The organism is Clostridium sp. 19966, assembly GCF_032335695.1.
Taxonomy (GTDB): Bacteria; Bacillota; Clostridia; order Clostridiales; family Clostridiaceae; genus JACTOJ01.
Genome location: NZ_JACTOJ010000026.1, coordinates 37,975 through 60,842 on the forward strand (window position 1 = coordinate 37,975; position 22,868 = coordinate 60,842).

The 22,868-nt window shown below is 33.9% G+C and carries 18 protein-coding genes and 1 riboswitch; of the genes, 3 read left to right on the forward strand and 15 right to left on the reverse strand.

Features of this window, described 5'->3' with window-relative positions; translation table 11 throughout:
* Positions 1-22: 22 nt before the first annotated feature.
* The 11 genes from IAI10_RS20200 to IAI10_RS20250 all read right to left on the reverse strand — a co-directional run bounded on the left by IAI10_RS20200 (position 23) and on the right by IAI10_RS20250 (position 13,386).
* Positions 23-1,303, reverse strand: coding sequence for an O-acetylhomoserine aminocarboxypropyltransferase/cysteine synthase family protein (locus IAI10_RS20200; protein ID WP_315675117.1), 1,281 nt, complete (start codon positions 1,301-1,303; stop codon positions 23-25).
* Between the two features lie 140 nt (positions 1,304-1,443).
* A riboswitch (SAM riboswitch) is annotated at positions 1,444-1,546 on the reverse strand.
* A gap of 194 nt (positions 1,547-1,740) precedes the next feature.
* Positions 1,741-2,580: a PTS mannose transporter subunit IID gene (gene manZ / locus IAI10_RS20205; RefSeq protein WP_315675118.1), complete on the reverse strand. Its 840-nt coding sequence runs from the start codon at positions 2,578-2,580 to the stop codon at positions 1,741-1,743.
* Positions 2,581-2,594: 14 nt separating this feature from the next.
* Positions 2,595-3,398 (reverse strand): PTS mannose/fructose/sorbose transporter subunit IIC, encoded by an 804-nt coding sequence (locus tag IAI10_RS20210; protein WP_315675119.1) that lies wholly within the window; start codon positions 3,396-3,398, stop codon positions 2,595-2,597.
* Between the two features lie 343 nt (positions 3,399-3,741).
* The gene (locus IAI10_RS20215) at positions 3,742-4,215 is read right to left on the reverse strand and encodes a mannose/fructose/sorbose PTS transporter subunit IIB (protein ID WP_315675134.1); all 474 of its coding nucleotides are present in this window, start codon (positions 4,213-4,215) and stop codon (positions 3,742-3,744) included.
* Between the two features lie 4 nt (positions 4,216-4,219).
* Complete coding sequence (locus IAI10_RS20220) at positions 4,220-4,639, reverse strand: mannose/fructose/sorbose PTS transporter subunit IIA (protein ID WP_315675120.1); 420 nt, start codon at positions 4,637-4,639, stop codon at positions 4,220-4,222.
* Positions 4,640-4,772: 133 nt separating this feature from the next.
* Positions 4,773-7,556: a sigma 54-interacting transcriptional regulator gene (locus tag IAI10_RS20225; RefSeq protein ID WP_315675121.1), complete on the reverse strand. Its 2,784-nt coding sequence runs from the start codon at positions 7,554-7,556 to the stop codon at positions 4,773-4,775.
* A gap of 131 nt (positions 7,557-7,687) precedes the next feature.
* Positions 7,688-9,061, reverse strand: a complete 1,374-nt coding sequence (locus IAI10_RS20230; protein WP_315675122.1) for an MBL fold metallo-hydrolase — start codon at positions 9,059-9,061, stop codon at positions 7,688-7,690.
* 127 nt (positions 9,062-9,188) lie between these two features.
* Positions 9,189-10,502 carry an ABC transporter substrate-binding protein gene (locus IAI10_RS20235; protein ID WP_315675123.1) on the reverse strand — a complete coding sequence of 438 codons (1,314 nt, stop codon included), beginning with the start codon at positions 10,500-10,502 and terminating at the stop codon, positions 9,189-9,191.
* Between the two features lie 103 nt (positions 10,503-10,605).
* Positions 10,606-11,439: a carbohydrate ABC transporter permease gene (locus tag IAI10_RS20240; RefSeq protein WP_315675124.1), complete on the reverse strand. Its 834-nt coding sequence runs from the start codon at positions 11,437-11,439 to the stop codon at positions 10,606-10,608.
* A gap of 4 nt (positions 11,440-11,443) precedes the next feature.
* Positions 11,444-12,337 carry a sugar ABC transporter permease gene (locus IAI10_RS20245; RefSeq protein WP_315675125.1) on the reverse strand — a complete coding sequence of 298 codons (894 nt, stop codon included), beginning with the start codon at positions 12,335-12,337 and terminating at the stop codon, positions 11,444-11,446.
* A complete protein-coding gene (locus IAI10_RS20250; protein WP_315675126.1) occupies positions 12,334-13,386 on the reverse strand; it encodes an ABC transporter ATP-binding protein in 1,053 nt (350 codons plus the stop codon). The genes IAI10_RS20245 and IAI10_RS20250 overlap by 4 nt, the downstream gene beginning before the upstream one ends.
* Positions 13,387-13,812: 426 nt before the next feature.
* Between IAI10_RS20250 and IAI10_RS20255 the strand changes: the two genes are divergently transcribed.
* Together IAI10_RS20255 and IAI10_RS20260 are read left to right on the forward strand one after the other, a co-directional pair.
* Positions 13,813-14,415, forward strand: coding sequence for a hypothetical protein (locus IAI10_RS20255; RefSeq protein WP_315675127.1), 603 nt, complete (start codon positions 13,813-13,815; stop codon positions 14,413-14,415).
* Between the two features lie 72 nt (positions 14,416-14,487).
* A complete protein-coding gene (locus IAI10_RS20260; RefSeq protein WP_315675128.1) occupies positions 14,488-15,066 on the forward strand; it encodes an HDIG domain-containing metalloprotein in 579 nt (192 codons plus the stop codon).
* A gap of 54 nt (positions 15,067-15,120) precedes the next feature.
* On the opposite strand, the gene helD is transcribed toward IAI10_RS20260, so the two are convergent.
* Both helD and IAI10_RS20270 read right to left on the reverse strand, forming a co-directional pair.
* Positions 15,121-17,439, reverse strand: coding sequence for an RNA polymerase recycling motor HelD (gene helD, locus IAI10_RS20265; RefSeq protein WP_315675129.1), 2,319 nt, complete (start codon positions 17,437-17,439; stop codon positions 15,121-15,123).
* Between the two features lie 207 nt (positions 17,440-17,646).
* Positions 17,647-18,306 carry a Yip1 family protein gene (locus IAI10_RS20270; RefSeq protein ID WP_315675130.1) on the reverse strand — a complete coding sequence of 220 codons (660 nt, stop codon included), beginning with the start codon at positions 18,304-18,306 and terminating at the stop codon, positions 17,647-17,649.
* Between the two features lie 143 nt (positions 18,307-18,449).
* Here IAI10_RS20270 and IAI10_RS20275 point away from each other — a divergent pair, with 143 nt between their 5' ends.
* Complete coding sequence (locus IAI10_RS20275) at positions 18,450-20,558, forward strand: methyl-accepting chemotaxis protein (protein ID WP_315675131.1); 2,109 nt, start codon at positions 18,450-18,452, stop codon at positions 20,556-20,558.
* Between the two features lie 512 nt (positions 20,559-21,070).
* On the opposite strand, the gene IAI10_RS20280 is transcribed toward IAI10_RS20275, so the two are convergent.
* A complete protein-coding gene (locus tag IAI10_RS20280) occupies positions 21,071-22,147 on the reverse strand; it encodes an NADH:flavin oxidoreductase (protein WP_315675132.1) in 1,077 nt (358 codons plus the stop codon).
* A gap of 96 nt (positions 22,148-22,243) precedes the next feature.
* Positions 22,244-22,669, reverse strand: a complete 426-nt coding sequence (locus IAI10_RS20285) for an Rrf2 family transcriptional regulator (RefSeq protein WP_315675133.1) — start codon at positions 22,667-22,669, stop codon at positions 22,244-22,246.
* Positions 22,670-22,868 lie beyond the last annotated feature (199 nt).

Here is a 22,868-nt window from a genome sequence, read left to right on the forward strand (position 1 = left end):
CTTTCAAACGAGTTCAAAATTGTTAAGCTTTAGCAAGCGCCTGTTCCAAATCGTAAATTAAATCATCAACGCCTTCAACACCTATTGAAAGTCTTATTAGGTCTGGTGTAACTCCTGCAGCCTTCTGTTCTTCTTCATTTAATTCTGCATGAGTAGTGCTGGATGGATGTATTACTAAAGATTTAGCATCTGCTACATTCGCAAGCAGGGAGAATAATTCAACGCTGTTTATAAATCTTTTACCAGCTTCAAGTCCTCCTTTTATTCCAAAGGTAAATATGGATCCGGCTCCCTTAGGAAGATATTTCTTAGCTAGCTCATTATATGGACTGTTTTCAAGTTCAGGATAATTCACCCAAGCAACTTTTGGATGCTTACTTAAATATTCAACTATCTTTCTTGTATTCGCTACATGTCTCTCAACTCTTAATGACAATGATTCTAAGCCCTGTAAGAAAGTGAATGCGCTCTGTGGACTTAAGGTAGCGCCAGTGTTTCTAAGAAGCTGAACTCTTGCCTTCAATGCAAAAGCTGGAGCTCCTAAGTCAGCATATACTAGTCCATTGTAACTCTTATCTGGAGTAGTAAAATCAGGGAACTTTCCGCTTGCTCTCCAATCAAACTTTCCTCCGTCCACTATTACTCCTCCAATGGTAGTACCATGTCCGCCTATAAATTTAGTAGCTGAATGAACTACCACGTCTGCACCATATTCTATAGGTCTTACAAGATAAGGAGTTCCAAAAGTGTTGTCTATTATTAATGGAATTTTATTTTCATGAGCTATTTTAGCTACAGCTTCTATATCTAAAACATTTATTCTTGGATTTCCTATAGTTTCTCCATATAAGGCTTTAGTTTTATCAGTTATAGCCTTTCTGAAATTTTCAGGATCATCTGGATCTACAAAAACTACTTTTATTCCAAGCTTCTTTAAGGTAACACCAAATAATTCGTAAGTTCCACCATAAAGTGTGCTTGCTGCTACTATTTCATCTCCTGCACTAGCTACATTTAATATTGCATAGGTTATAGCTGCAAGTCCTGATGCTGTTGCAAGTCCTGCAACTCCGCCTTCCAATGTTGCTATTCTCTGCTCAAATACATCTGTAGTTGGATTCATTATTCTTGAATATACATTTCCTGGTTCTTTTAATTGGAATAAATTTGCTGCATGATCAGCGTTTTTAAATACATAGGAGGTTGTCTGATAAATTGGCACTGCTCTAGAACCTGTAGTAGGATCTGGAGTTTGTCCTGCATGCACTTGTAATGTTTCAAAACTATAATTTCTTTCACTCATATTGTTAGTCCCCTTTTCATTTAATTTATTTTATATATGTAGTAGGCTCCTTGGTAAGCGCCTATTTTCAGCTAAATAAAAAATCCTCTTCTGATAAGAAGAGGATTAATACACTTGTTTTAGTCTTAAAACGCGTTCTCCTCTTATCTCTCAAAATCAATTTGCAGGATTTAACACCATACATTAAAAAATGCTGGTTGTCGGGTTTCATAGGGCCAGTCCCTCCGCCACTCTCGATAAGACGACAATATTCAATTATTACAATTATGATAGGAATTGTTTAATTCCTTTATTGAATTTGATTATATCACATTGATTTTTCATGTCAATATATTTTTTGAAAATTCTTTAATTAACTTTATGGAAATCAGAATTGCTTCCAAATAATAAAGCACCGCTTTGCAGTGCTCTTTATTATTTTTATATTAGTTTTTGTTTTATAGTGCAAGTATTCCTGCCCAATATCCTAGTATACCAATTGCAAATAATCCAAATATCAACCAAATTGCTCCTATTTTCTTTCTTAGAAGGTACATGCATAGGAAAGTTAATAGCAATGCTGGAAGTCCTGGCAGTAATGAATCTAAAATACTTTGAATTGTTGTAACACTTTTTACTCCCTGCTGATTAGTAAACTCTGATATCTTTACTGGGATCTTAATTGTTGTCCACTTTGAAACAAGTGCACCCATTACGAATAATCCAAGTATTGAAGCTCCTTCAGTAAGCTTTTGAAGCCTGTTTCCTGCCATGTCCTTAACTATGTCAAGGCCTTTTCTGTATCCGTATTTAACGCCGATCCATCTAACTCCTAAACGAACAACGTTGAATAATATGAAGAATATCAATGGTCCTATTACGCTTCCAGTCATAGCTATGGATGCACCAAGCGCAGCTAAAACTGGTCTTAAGGTTCCCCAGAATATTGGATCACCAACTCCTGCTAGAGGTCCCATCATACCTATCTTTATTCCGTTTATAGCACCATCATCTATATCTGCACCGTTTGCTCTTTCCTCTTCCATGGCTGCTGTAACACCAAGTATTGGAGCAGTTACAAAAGGGTGTGTATTGAAGAATTCCAGATGTCTTTTAAGAGCGGCTTTTCTCTCATCGCCCTTATAAAGTCTTTTTATAACAGGTATCATAGAAAAGCAATACCCTAAGGCCTGCATTCTTTCAAAGTTCCAGGAAGCTTGGTGAAAATTAGAACGTATAAAAACATTAGTTAAATCACTATTAGTAAGCTTTTTTGTTTCGCTTGTATTATTCGCCATTTATTTCCCCCCTCTTAATCATCTAATTCGTCGTCGAGATTATCGTTACTGCTTGAGCCCGCTGCTGATGCAACTGCCTTTGGCATATTATACTTAGGATTTAACTGGATATAAAGTATAGCTAATACTGTACCTATTATACCGAAGCCTACAAGATTTACTCCTGAGAATGCGGCTACAACGAAACCTAGGAAGAAGAAATGCATAAGGTATTTAGCCTGCATCATGTTTATAACCATAGCATAACCAACTACAACTATGAATCCACCTGCAACTTGCAATCCTCCGATTATAACATGAGGTATTGAATTTAAAAGTGATTGTACTACGCTAGTACCTGCAAAGGCTGCAACTATTACTGCTGGTATTGAAACACGAAGTCCCTGAATTGCGAGTCCACCTAGATGGCAGAGGTCTATGCCCCTTAAGTTACCCTCTTTTGCATATTTATCAGCTTGATGCTGAAGTCCAACGCTTATGGTTCTTGCTATTATTGTAAGTACCTGTCCTGCTGCTGCTATTGGAACTGCAACTGCAATTCCTGTTGCAATGTTTTGGTGTCCCTCTACAACTAATATGGTTGACACTACGCTGGCAAGAGCCGCATCTGGAGCCATTGCCGCACCTATGTTCATCCAGCCTAAAGCCATCATTTCAAGAGTAGCACCTATTATAATCCCCTGTGTCATATCTCCTAAAATGAGTCCTGTTACTGTACATGCAACCAATGGTCTATGTGTCTGAAATTCATCAAGCACACTGCCCATACCTGCTATGCTGGCAAATATGAATATTAATATAATTTGAAATATTGACATGGTTTTTTCCTCCCCTTGTTATATATACTATTTAAATTTTAGACTCTGTTTTAAATCAGTGTTGATTTTTACACTGATTTAAAACTTCATTTAGCTTGGGAGGCTATGTTTTAAAATGTTTATATTATCTTTGGAGCTCCAGAAACTCTTAGGAAGTGCGACTCATAATTAGCGTAATTTTGCCAGGAAGGGCAAAGCCTTTATCAACATTATTTTAAAACATAACCAATTTTTGTTATGAAACGATTACAGTAAATAAAAAACCATTAATTTATTATTACCATTTCGCTGGTGAAAATCTTGATTTTAAGGGTTCTCCCCTCAGCAAAATGATTTTTCAAGCTTAAAGCTTTGACATAATATCAACTTTTGGATCTGAAGTGACCTTTCTAGCTTCAAGCTCTATTCCTTTTTCATGAAGCTTTTTAAATGCAGCTACATCTTCATTATTTACTGATATAGCTGAGTTTATTTGTCTCTTTCCTTCCTTGAAAGCCATACCGCCTATATTTACGCTCTTAATATCTACTCCGCCTTCTACCATTCTTAAAACATCAGTAGGATTTGTAAATAAGAAAAGAACTCTTGCTCCATCATATTTAGGGTTTTTATAAACTCTTATAGCCTTTTCTACATCAACTACACTAGCTTTTATTCCTGGAGGTGCAACTTGTACTAAAAGAGTTTTTCTTATCTCATCCTTTGCTACATCATCATTACAAACTATTATTCTTTCACATCTTGTTTCTTTGGACCATATTGTAGCAACCTGGCCATGTATAAGTCTGTCATCAATTCTTGCTAAAACAATATTCATCATTTTATAAATCCTCCTCTTCGCTATTAGATAGCATTTCTTTTAATGTTTTTATGCTTGCGGCTGCGGCTTCTTTTGATAGATTAATTAAATTCTTCACATCCATACTTTCCCTTGAGACAAAGGTTTCAAGAATCATTGGTATATTTACTCCAGTAACTACATCCATATCATCTTGCTTAGCTGCTATAGCGCTGGCAGCGTTAAATGGACTTCCTCCGAATAAATCTACCATAAAAATCACTCCAGAACTCGTATCTAGTTCATTAAGTTTTTCATTATACTTTCTTATGAGATCATCGGTGCCTTCTCCAGTTTCAAAAGTAACTGTGGCTACGTTTTCTTGTTTTCCAAATATCATTTCCGCGGATTTTAATATTTCTTCAGAAGCTCTTCCATGGGTCCCTATTATTAAAGCTACCATTAAACTTCCCTCCTACGTTCGATTGTTTTTTCCACTTTCTTTTTGCTTATATATTAGCAATTATCGTGCCAAATATGTGTATTAAAGGTAAAGGGGCTGTTGCACAATGAAGATGAAGTTATTTTAATACACTTTATTTAATAATATCAGCGACAAAACATATCTCATCTTCGCTTAAAGAAACATTTATTGACTTTTTAAACATTTCATTAGCCATATTTACGGCGTTAACTATGTTTTTATCAAAATTATTTTTATCATCTCTGTATACAAGTCCATCATTAATAACCATTCTTTCAAGTGCACAAGCTGTATGAACAATAATTCTGATACACATTGCATTATTAAATTTTCTATTAGTTTCTTTCTCCAATATACTTACTGCATTCATTAATACACTTACAATTTTATTAGGATTAAGAAATGTTAAAAATTGATTCAAGCTATCAAGACACATTTCTTTAACCACCACATTATTCTTGCTTTCCTTAACTATTAAATTATTATTTTTTACAACATTTTCAATAACTGCTTGTCCTTCACCGCCTATAAGATGTTCCAAGGATACAAATGGCACATCTATTTCTGGTTTTATCACTCCAACAGAGGCAATTATCTTATATTTAGCGCCTATTTCTGCTATTTTCCCATTTATATCCCTAATGCTAACTGGGATTATAGCAATTTTATCATCAGTTATATTTTCAATTATATCTCTAACCAATTCCTTAAGCTTCATGGCAGTTCCTTGTCCAGTAGAGCATATTGTTATTATGGCTTTGTCTTTTGGCTCATCCTCGGTGCTGCCAATTTGAAGATGCCCATATCCACTAAAGCTTTTTAGTGAATCATATATAGTATCCAAATCCATATCTAGAATATTGGCTTTTCTTACTGCTTCTAAAACAAGCGGAGTTGATACCATCTCTATGGTTCTAATTCTGGTACATGTTTTTTCTTCAATTATACCTTCAAAATTTGCAAGTGATCCCATGTCAACCAGTAGAAGCACGCCCTTACCCATATCTATTTCCTTAACTTTTTCAATCATTTTGCTAAGTATCTCCTGAGGACTTACATCTAACGGCATATCAATTGCATCTACATTTCCTTCTCCTAAGAGCTTTTTAACCACATTCACCATATCTGAAGCTACTCTATTTCCATGGGCAGCTACAAGTACAGCCACATGATCTGAGTTTTCATCATTTATAGTACTTATGAGAAGAGTAAGATATATAGTCTCCATTTCTGGTACTTCCATCTTATATCGTTTTTCTATAAGCTCTTTTATTTCTAATGCTATATTATATTCTTCATTGTTATCTTCTATAATATCCTCTATATTAGTATATCTAAGAGGAATATTGTCTTCTGTTCTCTTAAAGAAGGCACTTATATGGAGAGTCAAAGCATATAAAAATTTTTCATTCAGCTTTTTATCTATTTTTTTCTCTACCAATGCTTTTATCTCTTCGCAAAAGTTTAAAATATCCTCATTCACAATCTTAAGTATATTTTCTCTATCATTACCGCTGTTTTTAAATTTATCATAAAAACATTTTATATGGATATTTATATCTGTGGTAATAAACTTCTTTATATATTCTTCATCTACGCCTTCTTCTTTTAGTACAGCTGCCTTATCTTCTATTATCTTGTACAGATTGAAAGGCGGCTCATAGGAATCTTCCTGACTGAGGCTTATATATCCTTCAGGAGACACCACCAGCTGCGAATCAATATAATTTGAAAGTTCTTCTGCCTCTTTTCTCTTAGAAGTTATGCTAAATAATCCGCTCTTTATATCTGGCGGCAAGGACTTATAATCAATATCTATATATTCCTTATTATCTATACAATTTAGAAATCCTTTAGCGCAAACTAACTGTACATTAGATTTCATTTGTCCTACGTTACCATAGGATACACTTCCCATAAGAGCTTTTACAGCATCCGCTTCGATTCTTATTTTTTTATTAACTCTGTGTGCTTCATTGGATAGAAGAAATTTTACTATATCAAGTCTATCCTTTATAGGCCTCTCATCTAAGCTTGGTATATTAATGACTATAGGAATTCTTCTCACAAAAGTTTTTAGCAGGGAAGAGCCAGGCTCTTCAGTGGTAGCCCCTATTATGAGTACATTGGACTTTCTCTTTCTATCCGAATCTCCTAATTTGTTATAGGTTCCTGTATCCATAAAATAGAATATCATTTCTTGCCCTTCTGGAGGCAGTCTATGAATTTCATCCAAAAATAGAATCCCGCCATTAGCCTTCTCAACCAATCCATCCTTTTCTGAGTCAGCTCCTGTGAAAGCTCCCTTAGCATGTCCAAATATATGTGATATTAAAAGCTGTGGATTGTTATAATAATCCGCACAATTAAAGACTACAAAAGGTGCTTTCTCTTGAAGCCTCTGAGCATACTTAGCATAGTTATACATCATGGTGGCAAACAAGGTTTTTCCTACACCAGTTTGTCCAACTATAAGGGTATGAAGACCATTAGGAGGATAGAGCATTGCTGCTTTTGCCTGCTCTATCTGGTTCTTCAAGCCACTCTCCGCTCCGATTAAAAGTGCAAAGGGACTTTCCTCTTTCTGCTGCTCTTCTTCTACTCCAGTAATAAGCTCTTCTATGCTTTCAATCTCTACTGGGGTCTCCTGAATATTGCATCTTAATACTTTTTCTACATGTTCTCTATCTAAATAGACTACTGGTCTTCCTTTTATTTTGATTATCTTTCCCTGCCTTAAAAGCGCATTTAACTCCGCACTTACATTATTTCTCAAAATATTTAATTTTTCCGATATATCTATTGCCGTAAACCCATCTTTATTCTTTAGATTCTCAAGTGACAGCTCTTTAGAGTTTTCCTTTATATATTCATATATTTTATCGATTCGTTTCATATAATTCACTCCTTATACGGTAGTTACAAATCACTATCAATACTCTAATAATACTCTAAAGTGATACACTTATCAACATGCTTTTATTGGTTAGGCTGCAAGTTAAATGTGTATTAAAAACAGGCTGTTATTTATGGCAAGACCCTAATATTATTTTCTGTGAAAGTATATGTCTTTCCCTCTTCAGGAAGAAATCTTACACCTTTACCTATATGAAAGCACTCTGGATTAAAGCCATGAATAGGCATAAAAATATCTGCCTCTATCTTTTCTGCAACAGTGATCAATTCATAAGGATTAGCGTGACCGCTTACTCCTATATATCTATACTCTATATCTAATTTATCTAAGAAATCCATCATTGAATTATAAGCTGGATCATAATCACCTAGAGGTGCACCATTTGAATGGATGTAAATTCCATTTTCTGTGGTTATATATAATAAACTTATAATATTATCAAAGCTATTTTCTAAAATATACTCTCCTGGTTTTTTATTTATTTCACTAATAGACAGCTTGTTAAAATTATTATAAAAATCTATAACTGCCTCATGGTATTCCAAAGCCACTAAATCCTTTTCTTCTATTATGTAAAAATCCTTAATTCCCAGTAATTCATAAGCTAAATAAGCAGTGCTTAATTCTAATACAAGTTTTCTGTTAGTTTTTATAGCTGCTTTATGGAATTCAGCTATTCTATCTACATTTCTATGATATGTGTTAAATATAGCAATTCCTTCATGCTGCTCTATAGCTTCAATTATTCTTTCAGCCAAATTTTTTTCTCCATTAGTTTCTTTGCTGTATCTTTCAAGTGCCTCTTTTTTTATTACACTCCCAATGGTGGTGGATTCAAATATTAATACATTTATACCTTCTTCCCTAGCTCTTTCAGCCATGTTTAATGTCCACTCAGGGTGAAGTCCTTTTAATCTAAGGTCACCAGAGTACAGTATTTTTAAATCTGGAGTTTCTACAATATATGAGCAGGCTCCCCTTACATCATGATCCACTCTCAGTGCAGTGACCTTTACGTTATTAAATTCAAGCTTTTCATCATAAGCAATAGCTTTATACTCCCTTGTGCCAAGGACTCCTTCCTTTACTTTGTCTAAAGCCTTATAGAGCTTCAAGCTGTCTTCTGTCATATATACATCTACTTTTTCATCTACAAGCCCCATGTATTCCATATGGTCTAAGTGCAAGTGAGAAATAAAAACTTTAGTTTTCATGTTAGTTTCTTCTAATGGTAGAATTTCAGTCTTTTCAGGTATGTTTTTTTCAGAATAAAAACCATCTATCTTAGGCAGCATTCCTAAAGTTAAATATTTTTCAACATAGTTATCCAGCATTGCATTTTTCTTGTCCAGTATAGCTGCCGCTGGAGTAAAGCCTCTCCCAAAGTCTATTATGATCCTTTCATTTTCATATTCTATGCTGACTACTGTACCTCCTATTTTCCTTGTGCCTGAATAAAATTTTATTTTAGTTTGTGATTCCATAAAGTTCCTCCTAAATTATTAGGCTATGTTTTAAGCCGCTGATAAACCTCTTAGCTTCTATCCGCATAGCTTTAAAACATAGCCTTTTATTCCTATAGTTCTATTGTTGTATATACTTTAAAAAATCTTACTGCTGCAGATCTTGCTTTGCTGCCTTTTCTGCATCGCTCAAACCGTCACTTACAGATTTCTTTCCAAGTAATACATCATTGAATACTGAAGATATATCAGTACGAGCTTTAGTATATCCAGCTACATGAAGATCACTGAAGCCGCTGTTATACTGCTCTTCAGCAGCCTTTTGAGCAGGATTCTTTTCTATATATGATGTCCATTCGCTAGATTTTAATGCAGACTGTCTTACAGGAACATAACCAGTTTTCTCTGCCCATTCTGCTGTAACATCAGGTGAAGCTAAGAACTTAGCAAATTCCCAAGAAGCTAATTTTTCCTGATCATTTGCAGTCTTGAAAATAACTGCATTAGTTCCCTGGAAAGGTGAAGCTGCCTTTACTCCCTTAGGAAGTACTGCAGTAGACCACTTAAAGCTGTCTTTTACAGCAGAGCCAACGAAAGAAACTCCTGCAGAAGAACCTATATACATAGCGACATCTCCACGACCAAAAGGTGTTGACATATAGTTATCTTCGCCAGCAAGTCTTGCAGTCTTGCTTGTTATTAACATATCAGTTAAGAATTCCATAGCCTTTTTACCTTCAGCAGAATTGAACTTAACTTTTCCATCGGTAGTTATGTAATCTCCGCCAGCCTGTTTTACATAGGTAGCAAAATCTCCTGTTACTGAATTTTCAAAGCCTAAGCCTGTAACTTTTTTACCATTAATAGTAGTAGTAGTCTTTTGAGCCACGTCCTTAAGCTCATCCCAAGTTGTTGGAACAGCTGCTCCTACCTTGTCTAAATAGTCTTTGTTATAGAATAAAACTTCTGTACTTTTATTAAAAGGTACACCATAAATCTTGCCATTAAAAGTATTATCGTCTAAAAAGGATTTTACAATATCACTTTTATTATCCATGCCTACCTTCTTATCGTCATAGTAAGGAGTAAGATCTTCTATAAGGTTGCTGGTAACATAATCCTGCATCCAGTTAGAATAAGCCTGAGCCATTGCTGGAGATGTTTTTGCCTTTGCTGCTGCCATAAGCTTTTGCTGAAGAGTTGTATAATCTCCCTGAGCTACAAGCTTTACTGTTATATTAGGATTCTTTGTATGGAAATCATCTGCTAATTTCTGAAGTTCCTTTTGAGTAGCACCTGTCATAGCATGCCAAAATTCAATAGTTACAGGTTTGTCAATCTTTATCTGTGATAAAGAACTTGATGAGTCAGCGCCGCTTGATGAATTCTTACTAGCGCATCCTGTTACTCCTACTAATAAAGTTGCTGTTAATGCTAATCCCATTAATAATTTTGATTTCAAATTATTCACTCCTTAAAATTATATTGTTTTAATCTATATTAATATTGAGCCATATCTGCAAACTACTTAAATCAAGCATTTTTGCAAGATACATCCCCATATATTAACCTTTTATTCCTGCATGAGATACTCCTTCAATTATGTATTTCTGCATAGCTAAAAATAATATTATCATTGGCAGAATTATGAAGGTAGATGCAGCCATAAGCAATTGATAACTCGTCCCAACATCCGTTATAAAGGCAGTCAGTCCTACTGAAAGTGTTCTCATTTCATCTGAATTAGTTACTATAAGCGGCCACATAAATGAATTCCAGCTCCCTATACTTCTTATTATGGCTATAGTTATAATCATAGGCTTTGATATAGGAACTATTATATTAGTCAGATATCTAAAATCCTTGCTTCCATCTATTTTCGCCGCATAATACAGTTCATCACCAATGGTTGAAAAATATTGAGTAAACATAAATATTGAAAACACGCTAGCAATCCAAGGTACTATGAGGGCTTTATAGCTATTCATCCATCCCAAATTAGTCAAGGTTACAAAATTCGGCATAAGAAGCATTTCTCCAGGTATCATCATAGTTCCCATCATTATAGAAAATATAATCTTTTTCCCATAAAACTCTAGTCTATAAAAAGCATAAGCTGCTAAAATGCTGGTTATAAGCTCTCCGCCTGTACTTAAAAGAGTTACTATCACACTATTTAAAAAGTATCTTGGAAATGGAGCCGCATGCCACGCCTCTACAAAATTGCTCCATTTGAAGCTTATAGGTATCCACATAGGCGGCATCTTTACAATTTCTGAAGGAGTCTTAAGCGAGGTAGTAACCATCCAGTAAAAGGGAAGAACCATAATGATACTTCCTATTATGAGCAGCAAATAAAGCACAATCTTTGCCACATGCCGTTTTAATTTTTTTTCCATTTAATCATCCCCTCCTTCTAGAATAGTAAAATTGAATACCAGTAAAAATCATAATTACTACGAATAAAATGAAAGCTGCTGCAGAGGCTACTCCAAAATTCCATTCACCGTAGAATTTTCTAAATATATAAAACACAACCGTTAAAGCACTGTCCGATGGTCCTGCCATGTTTCCCCCAGAATTGAAGAGAGTATAAACTTCATCAAATATTTTGAAGGAATTTATTACAGACACTATTGCTACGAAAAATGTGGTTGGAGACAATAGCGGAAGTGTAACATACCATACCCTCTTGAAATAGTGAGCTCCATCTGTTTGAGCTGCCAATTCACACTGCTTGTTTATAGTTTGAAGTCCCGCTAAAAATATAATTACGTTATAGCCTATATTCTTCCATATCGATAGTATTATTAATGCTGGCATAGACATATTAGGATCATTCAACCACGCTATAGGATGTATACCAAATACTCCTAAAACATAATTCAATATTCCATAATCCCTGTGATATATCCATCTCCAAACTATCGAAATAGCCACTAATGAAGTTACATAGGGCATAAAGAAGAAAGTTCTAAATACTCCCTTAAACTTTATTTTACTGTTAAGCATTAGTGCTATAGCTATGGATATGATTATGGATATAGGCACTACCCCTACCACGAAAATCATGGTGTTTTTCATAGCCTGCCAAAACTTAGGATCGCTCAATACAATTTTATAATTATTAAGTCCATAGGAATAAACTTTATCATTAAAATAATCATATTTTGCATAAAAGCTCATTTCAAAGGATTTTATCAGCGGATAGATTATAAACACGATTATTATGAGCGCTGCCGGAAATAGATACATATATGCTTTTAATGAAGATTTAATAGTTGCTTTCCTATTCATTTGCTGCCTCCATTAAAATTTCTTAATAAATTCTCATACCAATCCTTCTCTGGCTCTATTCTTTTCTCACTTTCTTTGTCAAACCAGTGAATGCTTCTCTCATCAAAGCTTACATTAACCTGATCATTCAAGGCTATATTCGATGTCTTGTCACTAAAGGCTGCTATATCATTCCCCTGACAATCTATTTTTACCAGTACATCTTTACCCAATCTCTCTATGTACTTGACTTTACCAGTAAATATAGTTTGCTGTGAGGAATTAATTTTAACGTCCTCTGCTCTTATGCCAACTACAAGCTCTTTGTTATTTATTTTTCCTACATCGATGGTATTTATTTTAGGATTTCCTATAAACTGAGCTACAAACAAATTTTCTGGCTTGTTGTATAATTCCTGAGCTGTGGAATACTGCTGTATCTCTCCCTTATTCATAACTATTATTCTGTCAGATATGCTCATGGCTTCTTCTTGGTCGTGAGTTACAAATATGGTAGTAACCCCTGTCTGCATTTGGATTCTTCTTATTTCTTCCCTCATTTCTATACGAAGTCTGGCATCTAAATTAGAAAGAGGCTCATCCAGCAATAATACCTTAGGTTTTTTAACCAATGCTCTAGCTATAGCCACCCTTTGCTGCTGTCCACCGGAAAGCTGCTTTGGCTTTCTATCCAGCATTTTGTCCACTTGCACAATTTCTGCCATGTCCTGTGCCATTTTTATAGCTTCTTTTTTATCAACCTTTTTCATTTTCAGGGGAAACATTATATTTTTTAGTACTGTCATATGAGGGTACAGTGCATAGTTTTGAAATACCATGCCTATTTCTCTGTCTTCTGGCTCCTCGTCTGTTACACAATCATCACCGAAATATATATCTCCTGAAGTAGGCCTATTTAGACCCGCTATCATAGATAAAGTGGTGGATTTTCCACAGCCGCTTGGCCCTAACAGTGACACTAACTCGCCCGACTTTACAGTAAGGCTGATATCATTGATGGCCAATGCATCACTAAATTTCATTGAAAGATTTTTTAAATGAATGTCCACTATAATTCCTCCCGATCATATGCTTACTTCTAATATAAGTAGTGAGTGCTTAACAATTGAACTTATCCACGTACTTATTCATGTTATTACAGGTAAATTTATTTTTATTTACCTTTTTATTAAAATCAGGTTAAATATTTCATATTATTCAAATATTGTACTTAAGCACACTGATATTTAACTAATATAAGAATGTTAATAAATATTTACCCGAAGCATTACAGTATAACACCGATTTTATTTCAAAAGATAAAATATTTTTAACTTTTTACATTATTAACACACTTATAACATTCTTTACTAAAAATTATTTAATCCCTAAATTTTTAAGTTGTTTTTGTTTTTATCACAAAGTTGTCACAATTGGCTAATATAATTGCTACAGAAACAATGAAAATATAAAATCATAAAGTAAGGGTGATAATTATGAAAAAAGGTAAGCTTATCAGCGCTGTAATTTCTTTAATAATTGTAGGCTCTATTCCTATGGTAGCTTTTTTCGGCTGTTCTAAGAGCAGTAGTTCTGATAAAAACCAAACAGCTCAGGCTAACAGTTCAGGAAAAAGAGGAAACTTTGATCCAAGCCAAAGAAAGACTCAAATAGAAAGTGGCTTGAAAGAATTAGTTACTGCTGGAACCATTACTCAAGCTCAATCTGATAAAATATTAGAGGCTCTAACTTCAAACATGGGAAATGGTGGTCAGAGATCTAGCGGCAGCAGTGAATCTGGCAGCAATTCTGGCAACAACGGTAACAGTAATAGTAATAGTAATAACAATTCTGGTTCTTCAAAAGGCTCTGGTCAAAGAAGGGGAGGCGGAAATTTTAAAAACCCTCTTTCAGATTTAGTTAGCAGCGGTGTTATAACTCAAGATCAGGCTGATGCTGTAATGAAGAAAGTCTTCTCTAACTTTGGAAACAGAGGAGGAAACCCAAGCCAAGGACAGAGTGAACAACAGGGTCAAGGACAAGATCAGCAAAATAGTAATAACAGCAGTCAAAGTGATAGCAGTTCATCATCAACATAGTTTAAGCTATTGACATTTCCTCCCTCTAGACCTAATATTTAAAATATACAATTTGGGGAGGAATGATAAGATATGACAGATGAAACATTTACCAGAGAAGCAGCTTTTGATATACTTACTGAGTTTAATAAAAGCGAAAGTCTCATAAAGCATGCGCTAACAGTGGAAGCTGTTATGAAGCATTTTGCTGGGCTATATAATGAAGATGCTTATAAATGGGGAATTGCAGGACTGCTGCATGACGTAGATTATGAAATGTATCCAGAGGAGCATTGTGCAAAGGCTAGAGAAATTTTAGAAGGCAAAAATGTACCTGAGGAATACATCCATGCGGTTCAAAGTCATGGTTATGGAATATGCTGCGATGTGGAGCCATCAAATGATATGGAAAAGGTTCTATTCACCATTGATGAACTTACAGGTTTAATTTCAGCAGCCTGCCTATTAAGGCCAAGTAAAAGTGTATTAGATTTAGAAGTTAAATCTGTAAAGAAAAAGTGGAAGCAAAAAAGCTTTGCTGCTGGTGTAAATAGAGAAGTTATAATTCAAGGGGCAGAAAAGCTTGGTATGGATTTAGATAAAGTCATAGAAGAAAGCATAAAGGGTATGCAAAAAGAAGCTGAAACTATTGGTTTAAAGGGTAATTTATAATATTAAACATAAAGAAGCTGGATATGATAGAAGTAATCATACTCAGCTTCTTTTTTATAATCTTACCGTGTTATTTATCTCCATCTTTTTAAAAGATATTTTATCCTTTAAGATAGGTATGGTATTCTCCATATGATATACAAACAGCCTATGCATGGTTCTAGTCATAGCTACATATAAAAGCTTAATATCAAGTTCGTCCTGTATATAGCTTTCATCCATATTTACGATAAATACTGTATCAAATTCAAGACCCTTGGCAGCATGGGAAGGAACTATTATAATTCCAGCTTCATATTGACGCTGCTTTTCACTAAGTATCTTGCACTTGACATTCCCTCTTTTATCAAGAGCCCGTTTTACCTTTTCGCACTCTTTCTGAGTCTTGCATATTATGGCATTAGATTTATATCCCGCATTTTTCATTGCCAATAGGTTTTCTTCTAGGGTTTCTATAAGCTCATTCTTATCTTTAAACTCTTCTATATCTGGCTTTTCGCCATGTCTTATAACTGGCTTAGCCAATATAATGCCTTCTTTGCCAAGCTTACTTATTATATTGTTAGCCAGCTCCATAACTTCCACTGTGGTTCTATAGCTCTGCTCCAGAGTCATATAGCTGCATTCATCTTCAGCAAATACCTTGTTTAAAACCTCCTGCCAATTATCTATCCCTCTATAGGCGTGTATACCTTGGGATAAATCTCCTAAAAGAGTTATCATTCCTGTATTTAGCACTGTTTTAAGAGTAAATATCTGAAATAAGCTGAAGTCCTGAGCTTCGTCCACTACTGCACTGTTTATTTTTATCTTTTTATCAAAACCAAATATTTTTGCTTTCAAATATACCAGCCCAGCATAATCCTCTAACTCATATTTGTCTTCTTTGAATAATTCTTTAGCTGTATCTGCTAAATACTGCAATTTATCCTTAGCCAGCTTTTTCTTGGAGTATTTCTGCATTTTTGATGGATTGGTTATCAATTCTATATAATAATCTTCTACAGTTTTTTGAGGACATTTGCTAGTATAATTTTTTATGGCATTATTGAAATCATTAGTGAGCTTCGCTAGGGATTCGTCTCTCTCTTTAGCTATTTCAGTTATAAGTCTGCTCTTTTCCTCCGTATCAAATACAGTTCGCCTAACCTCTTCCATGCTTTCATAATAATAATCCTGCAAAGCCTTGAACATATTATCTTGAACCAACTTAAGCTTTCCCTTAAAGCTCTTCTTTATCTCTTCTATTCTCTTCTGGAAAGGATGCACAGTGAGATCTTCCGAGAATCTCCTTTTTATCTCTCCAGCCTTCATCAGCAGCTTACCACCTACTTTGAAATCTACCTCAGGAATATAGTTTTTCTCAATATCTTCTATATAACTTTGTATTATATCCTTAAATTCCATGGAACCTTTAAAGCCCGCCGCCCACTTCATAAAGTCGGTATCTTCATTATCTCTGTTGTGAATTATCTCCATAAGCTTATCGTCTTCTTTAAGCTTCAGTTTCTTACCTAAAAGCAGATTCATAAAATCCATGAAAGTGCTTTGCTGAACCCTTTCAACCCCAAGTTCTGGCAAAACTTCGGATATGTAATTTATGAACAGGCTATTTGGAGCTATTATAAGAAAGTTTTCTGGATCAAAGGTTTTCTCATAATTGTATATGAAATAAGCTATTCTATGTAGAGCTATAGTAGTCTTTCCACTTCCAGCTACCCCTTGAACTATCAGAGGCTTATACATAGGAGCTCTTATTATTCTGTTTTGCTCTGCCTGTATTGTTGAAGCTATGTCTTTTAACCTGCTCTCAGCTCCTGCTTCCAAAGCTTCTTGGAGCAATTCATCATTCGTAGTTATATCTATATCAAAAATCTTTTCTAATTCACCTTCATTTATGGTAAACTGTCTTTTTAGTAGAAGTTCACCTTCCTGAAGTCCCTCTTCAGCTTCATAGGAGGTATCACCAAGTCTTCCTTCATAATATAAGGTAGCTACCGGAGCTCTCCAGTCTACTATTAGTGGCTCGTTATCTTCTGCCTTCATTACAGAAGTCTTTCCTATATATAATTGATTTATCTTATCCTCATCTTTTCTCTTAAAATCAATCCTGGCAAAGTAAGGTTTAGCCTTAGCCTTTTGATAATTATAATAGTTTTTTTCAGCAGCATGTATAAGTTTTTCGCTTACCAGCATGCTGACAAATCCCATACTAGCATCCTCAGGATCAAATCCTTCCATCGCCTGCTGAACATTGCCTTTATAAACTCTTCTAAAGGTTTCAGTAGCTTTCAAGGTTTTATCTATATAGTCTACTGTATAGTCCAATCTTTCTTTTTCTTCCTCATATTGCGGATGATCCTTCGCTGACATTTTTCCACCTTCCTTTGAATCATTTCAACATAACCCTAACATTATATACAAAACGGATAATTTACTCAAGAGTTTGTAAATATTTTCTCCTGTTTATACGAATCCTATAAAAAAACAGCCTGCCCACTAACAGACTGTTTTAATTTTAGAGTTTTGGTTTAAATCGGTATGGAATTTCACACTTATTTAAAGCATAGCTCAATTTTCTTAGCTTCTTATGCTATACCATGCCAAATTAGCCAAAATTTTTAGCACCACTAATGCTATTACGGATATTAACGCCTTGTTATGCTTCATATCAAAACAGATTTTTAAACCCAGATACATTAAAAATACACTCCATATATTAAATGGATTCAGATTACTTAAAAATATTCCTGAATATCCTGAGGAAAAGGAAGTAAAAGCCTGCTTTGTAATGCCATCTAAAAGCTCAATTATTATACTTCCTAAAGTGTACACTATATATGACAAAGAGCAAATTCCAATAATCTTTTTATAGTTGCCTTTTTTGTCCACCATTTTTACTATAATATAATAAATTAAAGCAACAAATAGCACTTTAAGCATGATCACAAAAATTGCTATCATTCCAGTTTGAACAGCTCCTCCTAGAGACTTTCCTGTGTTCATGACCTCATTTAGCATGTCGCTGCCTTGACTTGATTTTACTATATCACTTACAGCTTTTTCATCCTGCCATATATAGTTCATTATTCCAGAAATAAAGCTTAGCAAAATCAATACAATAAAGAAAATATAATGTATTTTTGTATTTTTGTATTTTTCATATAAATTTCTGGGCTTTATGAACAATTCCTTTATATCATAAATAGCACTTAAATTGTTTTTTCTATTATTCTCCATATCTTCTCCTATTTCCTGATGTTTTAACATTTTCTATGTTTATTCTTGTCGAAATGTATTATATAATTTAATAAATAAAATTTTTCTGTCAATATATCTTCTCCGCTTATACTATGCAAATATTAAAAGAAATGAGGTACATTATGCCGAAAAAATTAGGTCTCAGTGCAAAAATAGTTTTCATTATGTCTTTACTAGTTATTATTTCATTTGCTTCAATTTTTTCCATCCTTTTAAAAGCTTCATATGATGATAGTATAACACAATCTGAAACACTAGCCAAAGAAGTATCTAAATCTTATGCCGATCAACTTGTATCAAATTTTAAGATCATTGATTCTGCAGCTACTGTTTTCGATAAAAATATATCCGATATGATGAAACATAATATAAAGGATAGAAATCTCATAATAGATATGCAGAAGGATATATTAAACAAATATCCAAATATCTATGGAGTCACAGTAGCTTTTGAATCCGATGCTTTTGATGGTAAAGATTCACAATATGCAAATACTCAAGAATACGGAGACAAAGGTCTTTTCATCCCTTATGTTACACGAGACGGAAATTCTTTTCACGTAGAAGCAGCCTATAACTCGGAAACAGACATGACTTGGTATAATGAGCCTAAAAATAGCAAACAAGTATTTATTACGGAGCCAACAGTTTATAAGGTTAATGGAAAAGACGTTACTATGGCATCTCTTGTTTTACCCATGCTTGATGATAACAAAAATTTTATAGGGGTTATATCCCTAGATTATCAGTTAGATACATTGCAGGGTATCATAGAAAAAATAAAACCTATGAATGGTTTTTCTTATTTAATTTCAAAAAATGGACTTTATATAGCTAATGGATATAATGGAAAACTATTGATGTCAGATGCAAAAAAGCAAAGTACTTCCTTAAGAGATTTAGTGTCTCAGACCTCAAAGGGATTATCCGTTAAGACCTACATGAAATCTAGTACAGGTACAGGCAATTCTCTTGTAGTAGCTTCACCCGTAACTTTAGATGGAAGCAATACAAATTGGTCCCTATTTTGCGAAATTCCAAAATCATCTATACTCGAAAGCTTCAACAAACAGTTGACCATTACATTAACCGTAGCATTAATTTCTTTAGCCTTAATAATCATTTTAGTAGGTCTGCTAATCTCTTACCTAACTAAAGGTTTAAAATATGCTGAAGCTCATTTATCAGTAATAGCTAGCGGAAACCTCGGTGAAAGCATCGATCTGAAAAAATATAAATCACAAGATGAAGTTGGAAGAATAATACACTCTATAGATAAAATGCAGAATTCTTTAAGAAATATAATACTTGGAGTAACTTCTGAAACTAAAAACTTATATACTGTCTTTCAAAATATGCAAAATAATATAGATGGTTTGAATAATAAAATTAACAATGTGTCTGCTACTACCGAGGAATTATCTGCTGGCATGGAGGAAACCGCAGCATCAGCTGAAGAAATGAATGCTTCTGCAGCAGAAATAGAAAGAGCAGTAAACGACACAGCTAAAAAAGCTCAAGACGGATTAATATCTGCAAAAAAAATCTATGATAGAGCAAATAAGCTTAAATCTTCAGCTGAATATTCTCAAAAAAACACTAATTCTATTAGGTCAGAATTAAACTCAAAATTAAAAAGTGCTATTGAAGAAGCTAGGGCTGTAGAAAAAATAAGCTCACTAACAGAAGATATTTTAAATATAACAGCTCAGACTAATCTGCTTTCATTGAATGCCGCTATCGAAGCTGCCAGGGCTGGAGAAGCCGGAAAAGGGTTTGCTGTTGTAGCTGACGAAATAAGATCCTTAGCGGAGATTTCAGAGAGCGCTGCCACAGAGATTCAAAACATTTCTTCTACAGTTTTGAATTCGGTAAACAACTTAAAGAATGGTTCTGAAGAAATCCTAAGCTTTATAGGAAATCAAGTAGTGAATGATTATGGTGCCTTTGTTAATACAGGCAATATATATCGTGAAGATGCCTTAATGGTTGAAGGGTTAGTAAGTGATTTCAGTGCTACTTCAGAAGAGCTTTTAGCTTCTATACAAGATATTCTAACTGCCATAACAGAAGTTACATCAGCTTCTTCAGAAGGTGCTGATGGTACAAATAATATAGCAGAAGAAACTGCTATATTAAATGACCTAGCTGAAACCGTAATGGACAATACTTATAGATCCAAAGAATCTTTAGATAAGTTATTGAATATCATCGATGAATTTAAACTATAATACTCATTAATACGCTTTGTTATTTTTATATTATCCTTACCATAATAATTTTTTACGCACAAATAAGAGCATATTTCTACGCTCTTATTACAAACACTTTTATTTTTAATTATGGACGTCTTATAGATAATCTATGTTATTTATGAGTATCTCTATTCTTTTTTATATTGTCATATTAATACCTACTTAAACTAAATTAATTATCTATACCTATATTATTTCTAAACTACTCATTATATTTTAAGTATTTTGGATAAATTTTTTTATTTATTTTTTGTACAATTAGCTATATTAATTTAAAAGCTACCAAATTCATCAAAATATTTTTCACGTATATAAGAAATTATTACCAATTTTAATCCAGGAGTCCAACAACTCTCCTTATTTACGAACGCAAGCATTTCACGGAAGTATTTTCTAGAATTTTCTGCTCTAAATCTATTTTTACAGCCAAAACAATCCTTGTGGCTATCTAAATCATTTTTGCAAATCTTTATTTTGTATATACAATATTATTTAAAAACTTTACATCCAAATCCACTTTCGGTATCAAAACATTTATTACACGAAATACATTTTGATTTTCTTCTATCTCCAGACTTCCATATATTAGGTAATTCAGGTTCACAGATAAGAGGACGACATAAACTTATTGCCTTTATTTCTCCTTTATTTAGCCATTCTTCAATCATATCTGGTGTACGATAACATCCAACGCTTATTACTGAAGCATTCACTTTATCTGCAATCTTCATTGCATTTTGAGCAAACACTCCTTCTTTATCAAGATTTGTCATTCTTCTTGCTGAAGATGTTTCAGGAGAAATTCCTACACCACCACTTATTTCAATTCCATTTATGCCCAACCTATCTAACTCTCTACATACCCATAAGCATTCTTCCTGACTAAGTCCTCCATCTACATAATCCTCCCCATTAATTTTAATCCAGATGGGATAGTCATCTCCAACCTTTTCTCTAATAGCAGCATACACTTCAAATATAATTTTTGCTCGTTTAACAATATCTCCGCCATATTCATCGTTTCGCTTATTAAAAAATGGACTTAAAAACTCGCTAAGTAAATAACCATGTGCTCCATGTATTTGAATTCCATCAGCACCCGCTTCTTTACATCGCTGTGCAGCAATTGCAAAACTCTTAATAACATTTTGTATTTCCTCTTTTGTCATACTTTGAGCTGACTTATTTTCAAATAATGTTAAATTAGATGGAGCAAGAGGTGTATTCCCATTATCAGGACTTGCTTTCGCACCACAATGCACTAACTGTACAATAATTTTGCAATCCCATTTGTGAACTTTATTAACTACCTCACCTAATTCAGAAACAAAATTCTCTCCATAAGCTTTTACCATATGTGGATATACTCTTGAATTTTCATCAATCCCAATCATGGAGGTTATTACTGCTCCAGCCCCACCTGCTGCAACTCTTTCGTAGATAGATTTGAACTTATCAGTAATCCCGCCTTCATTATCGGCAGCTCCTTCTTGTGTTGCACTACGAATAATACGATTTTTTAGATTTATTCCTCCTACATTAACTTTCTCAAAAATTGTTTTCATTATGAAAACCTCCTTTATTATTAACTGTAACTTTTAAAGTTACAACTATCTTTAAAAAATTTGTAACCCCACGGTTACAAATTTTTTCATGCTTTTTCAAATATTTTTATTTATATTTTTTACTATATCAAAAAGAGTATATTTCTTAAGAGTATCTTCCAAGCTCTTTTGAGCAGCATTGAAAGGTTCTGATAATGCTTCATGTATATTTGCTCCAACTTTACATTTTTCAGATGGATTAGAATGTAAATCGAACAAAGGATCCTGCTCAGATGATTTAACTGCATTATAGATATCCAATAATGTAATATCTTTTGGTGCTAAATTTAGACGGGCTCCTCCCACACCAGCTTGAATAGTAATGAGATTTGCCTTTTTTAGCATAGCATTTATTCTCCGAATTACAACCGGGTTTGTATTAACACTTCTAGCAATTAACTCTGAAGTTATATTTTCCTCTTTATTGAAAGTTAATAAAGCTAATATATGAACTGCAACTGGAAAACGAGTATTTATTCTCATAATATCACCTGTAACAATTGTAGTTCCATCGAATCTTTTTGTCAAGAGTTTTCAGATTTCAAAATGAGTATTCCAAGCTACAGTTCTCTTGGTACTATGTCAAGAAAAAGTACAAGTTAAACATGAACTTTTTTCGGTTAATCTACCTCTATTTTAAATCAGCTTACAATTTTATATAATTTCACCAATTCATTTTTAT

Coding starts and splice junctions, on each gene's coding strand:
- IAI10_RS20245 (WP_315675125.1), bottom strand. CDS start 12,337: ATGAATAGGAAAGCAACTATTAAATCTTCATTAAAAGCATATATGTAT.
- IAI10_RS20255 (WP_315675127.1), top strand. CDS start 13,813: ATGAAAAAAGGTAAGCTTATCAGCGCTGTAATTTCTTTAATAATTGTA.
- IAI10_RS20220 (WP_315675120.1), bottom strand. CDS start 4,639: ATGGTAGCTTTAATAATAGGGACCCATGGAAGAGCTTCTGAAGAAATA.
- IAI10_RS20270 (WP_315675130.1), bottom strand. CDS start 18,306: ATGGAGAATAATAGAAAAAACAATTTAAGTGCTATTTATGATATAAAG.
- manZ (WP_315675118.1), bottom strand. CDS start 2,580: ATGGCGAATAATACAAGCGAAACAAAAAAGCTTACTAATAGTGATTTA.
- IAI10_RS20240 (WP_315675124.1), bottom strand. CDS start 11,439: ATGGAAAAAAAATTAAAACGGCATGTGGCAAAGATTGTGCTTTATTTG.
- helD (WP_315675129.1), bottom strand. CDS start 17,439: ATGTCAGCGAAGGATCATCCGCAATATGAGGAAGAAAAAGAAAGATTG.
- IAI10_RS20260 (WP_315675128.1), top strand. CDS start 14,488: ATGACAGATGAAACATTTACCAGAGAAGCAGCTTTTGATATACTTACT.
- IAI10_RS20280 (WP_315675132.1), bottom strand. CDS start 22,147: ATGAAAACAATTTTTGAGAAAGTTAATGTAGGAGGAATAAATCTAAAA.
- IAI10_RS20215 (WP_315675134.1), bottom strand. CDS start 4,215: ATGAATATTGTTTTAGCAAGAATTGATGACAGACTTATACATGGCCAG.
- IAI10_RS20200 (WP_315675117.1), bottom strand. CDS start 1,303: ATGAGTGAAAGAAATTATAGTTTTGAAACATTACAAGTGCATGCAGGA.
- IAI10_RS20275 (WP_315675131.1), top strand. CDS start 18,450: ATGCCGAAAAAATTAGGTCTCAGTGCAAAAATAGTTTTCATTATGTCT.
- IAI10_RS20230 (WP_315675122.1), bottom strand. CDS start 9,061: ATGGAATCACAAACTAAAATAAAATTTTATTCAGGCACAAGGAAAATA.
- IAI10_RS20210 (WP_315675119.1), bottom strand. CDS start 3,398: ATGTCAATATTTCAAATTATATTAATATTCATATTTGCCAGCATAGCA.
- IAI10_RS20225 (WP_315675121.1), bottom strand. CDS start 7,556: ATGAAACGAATCGATAAAATATATGAATATATAAAGGAAAACTCTAAA.
- IAI10_RS20285 (WP_315675133.1), bottom strand. CDS start 22,669: ATGAGAATAAATACTCGTTTTCCAGTTGCAGTTCATATATTAGCTTTA.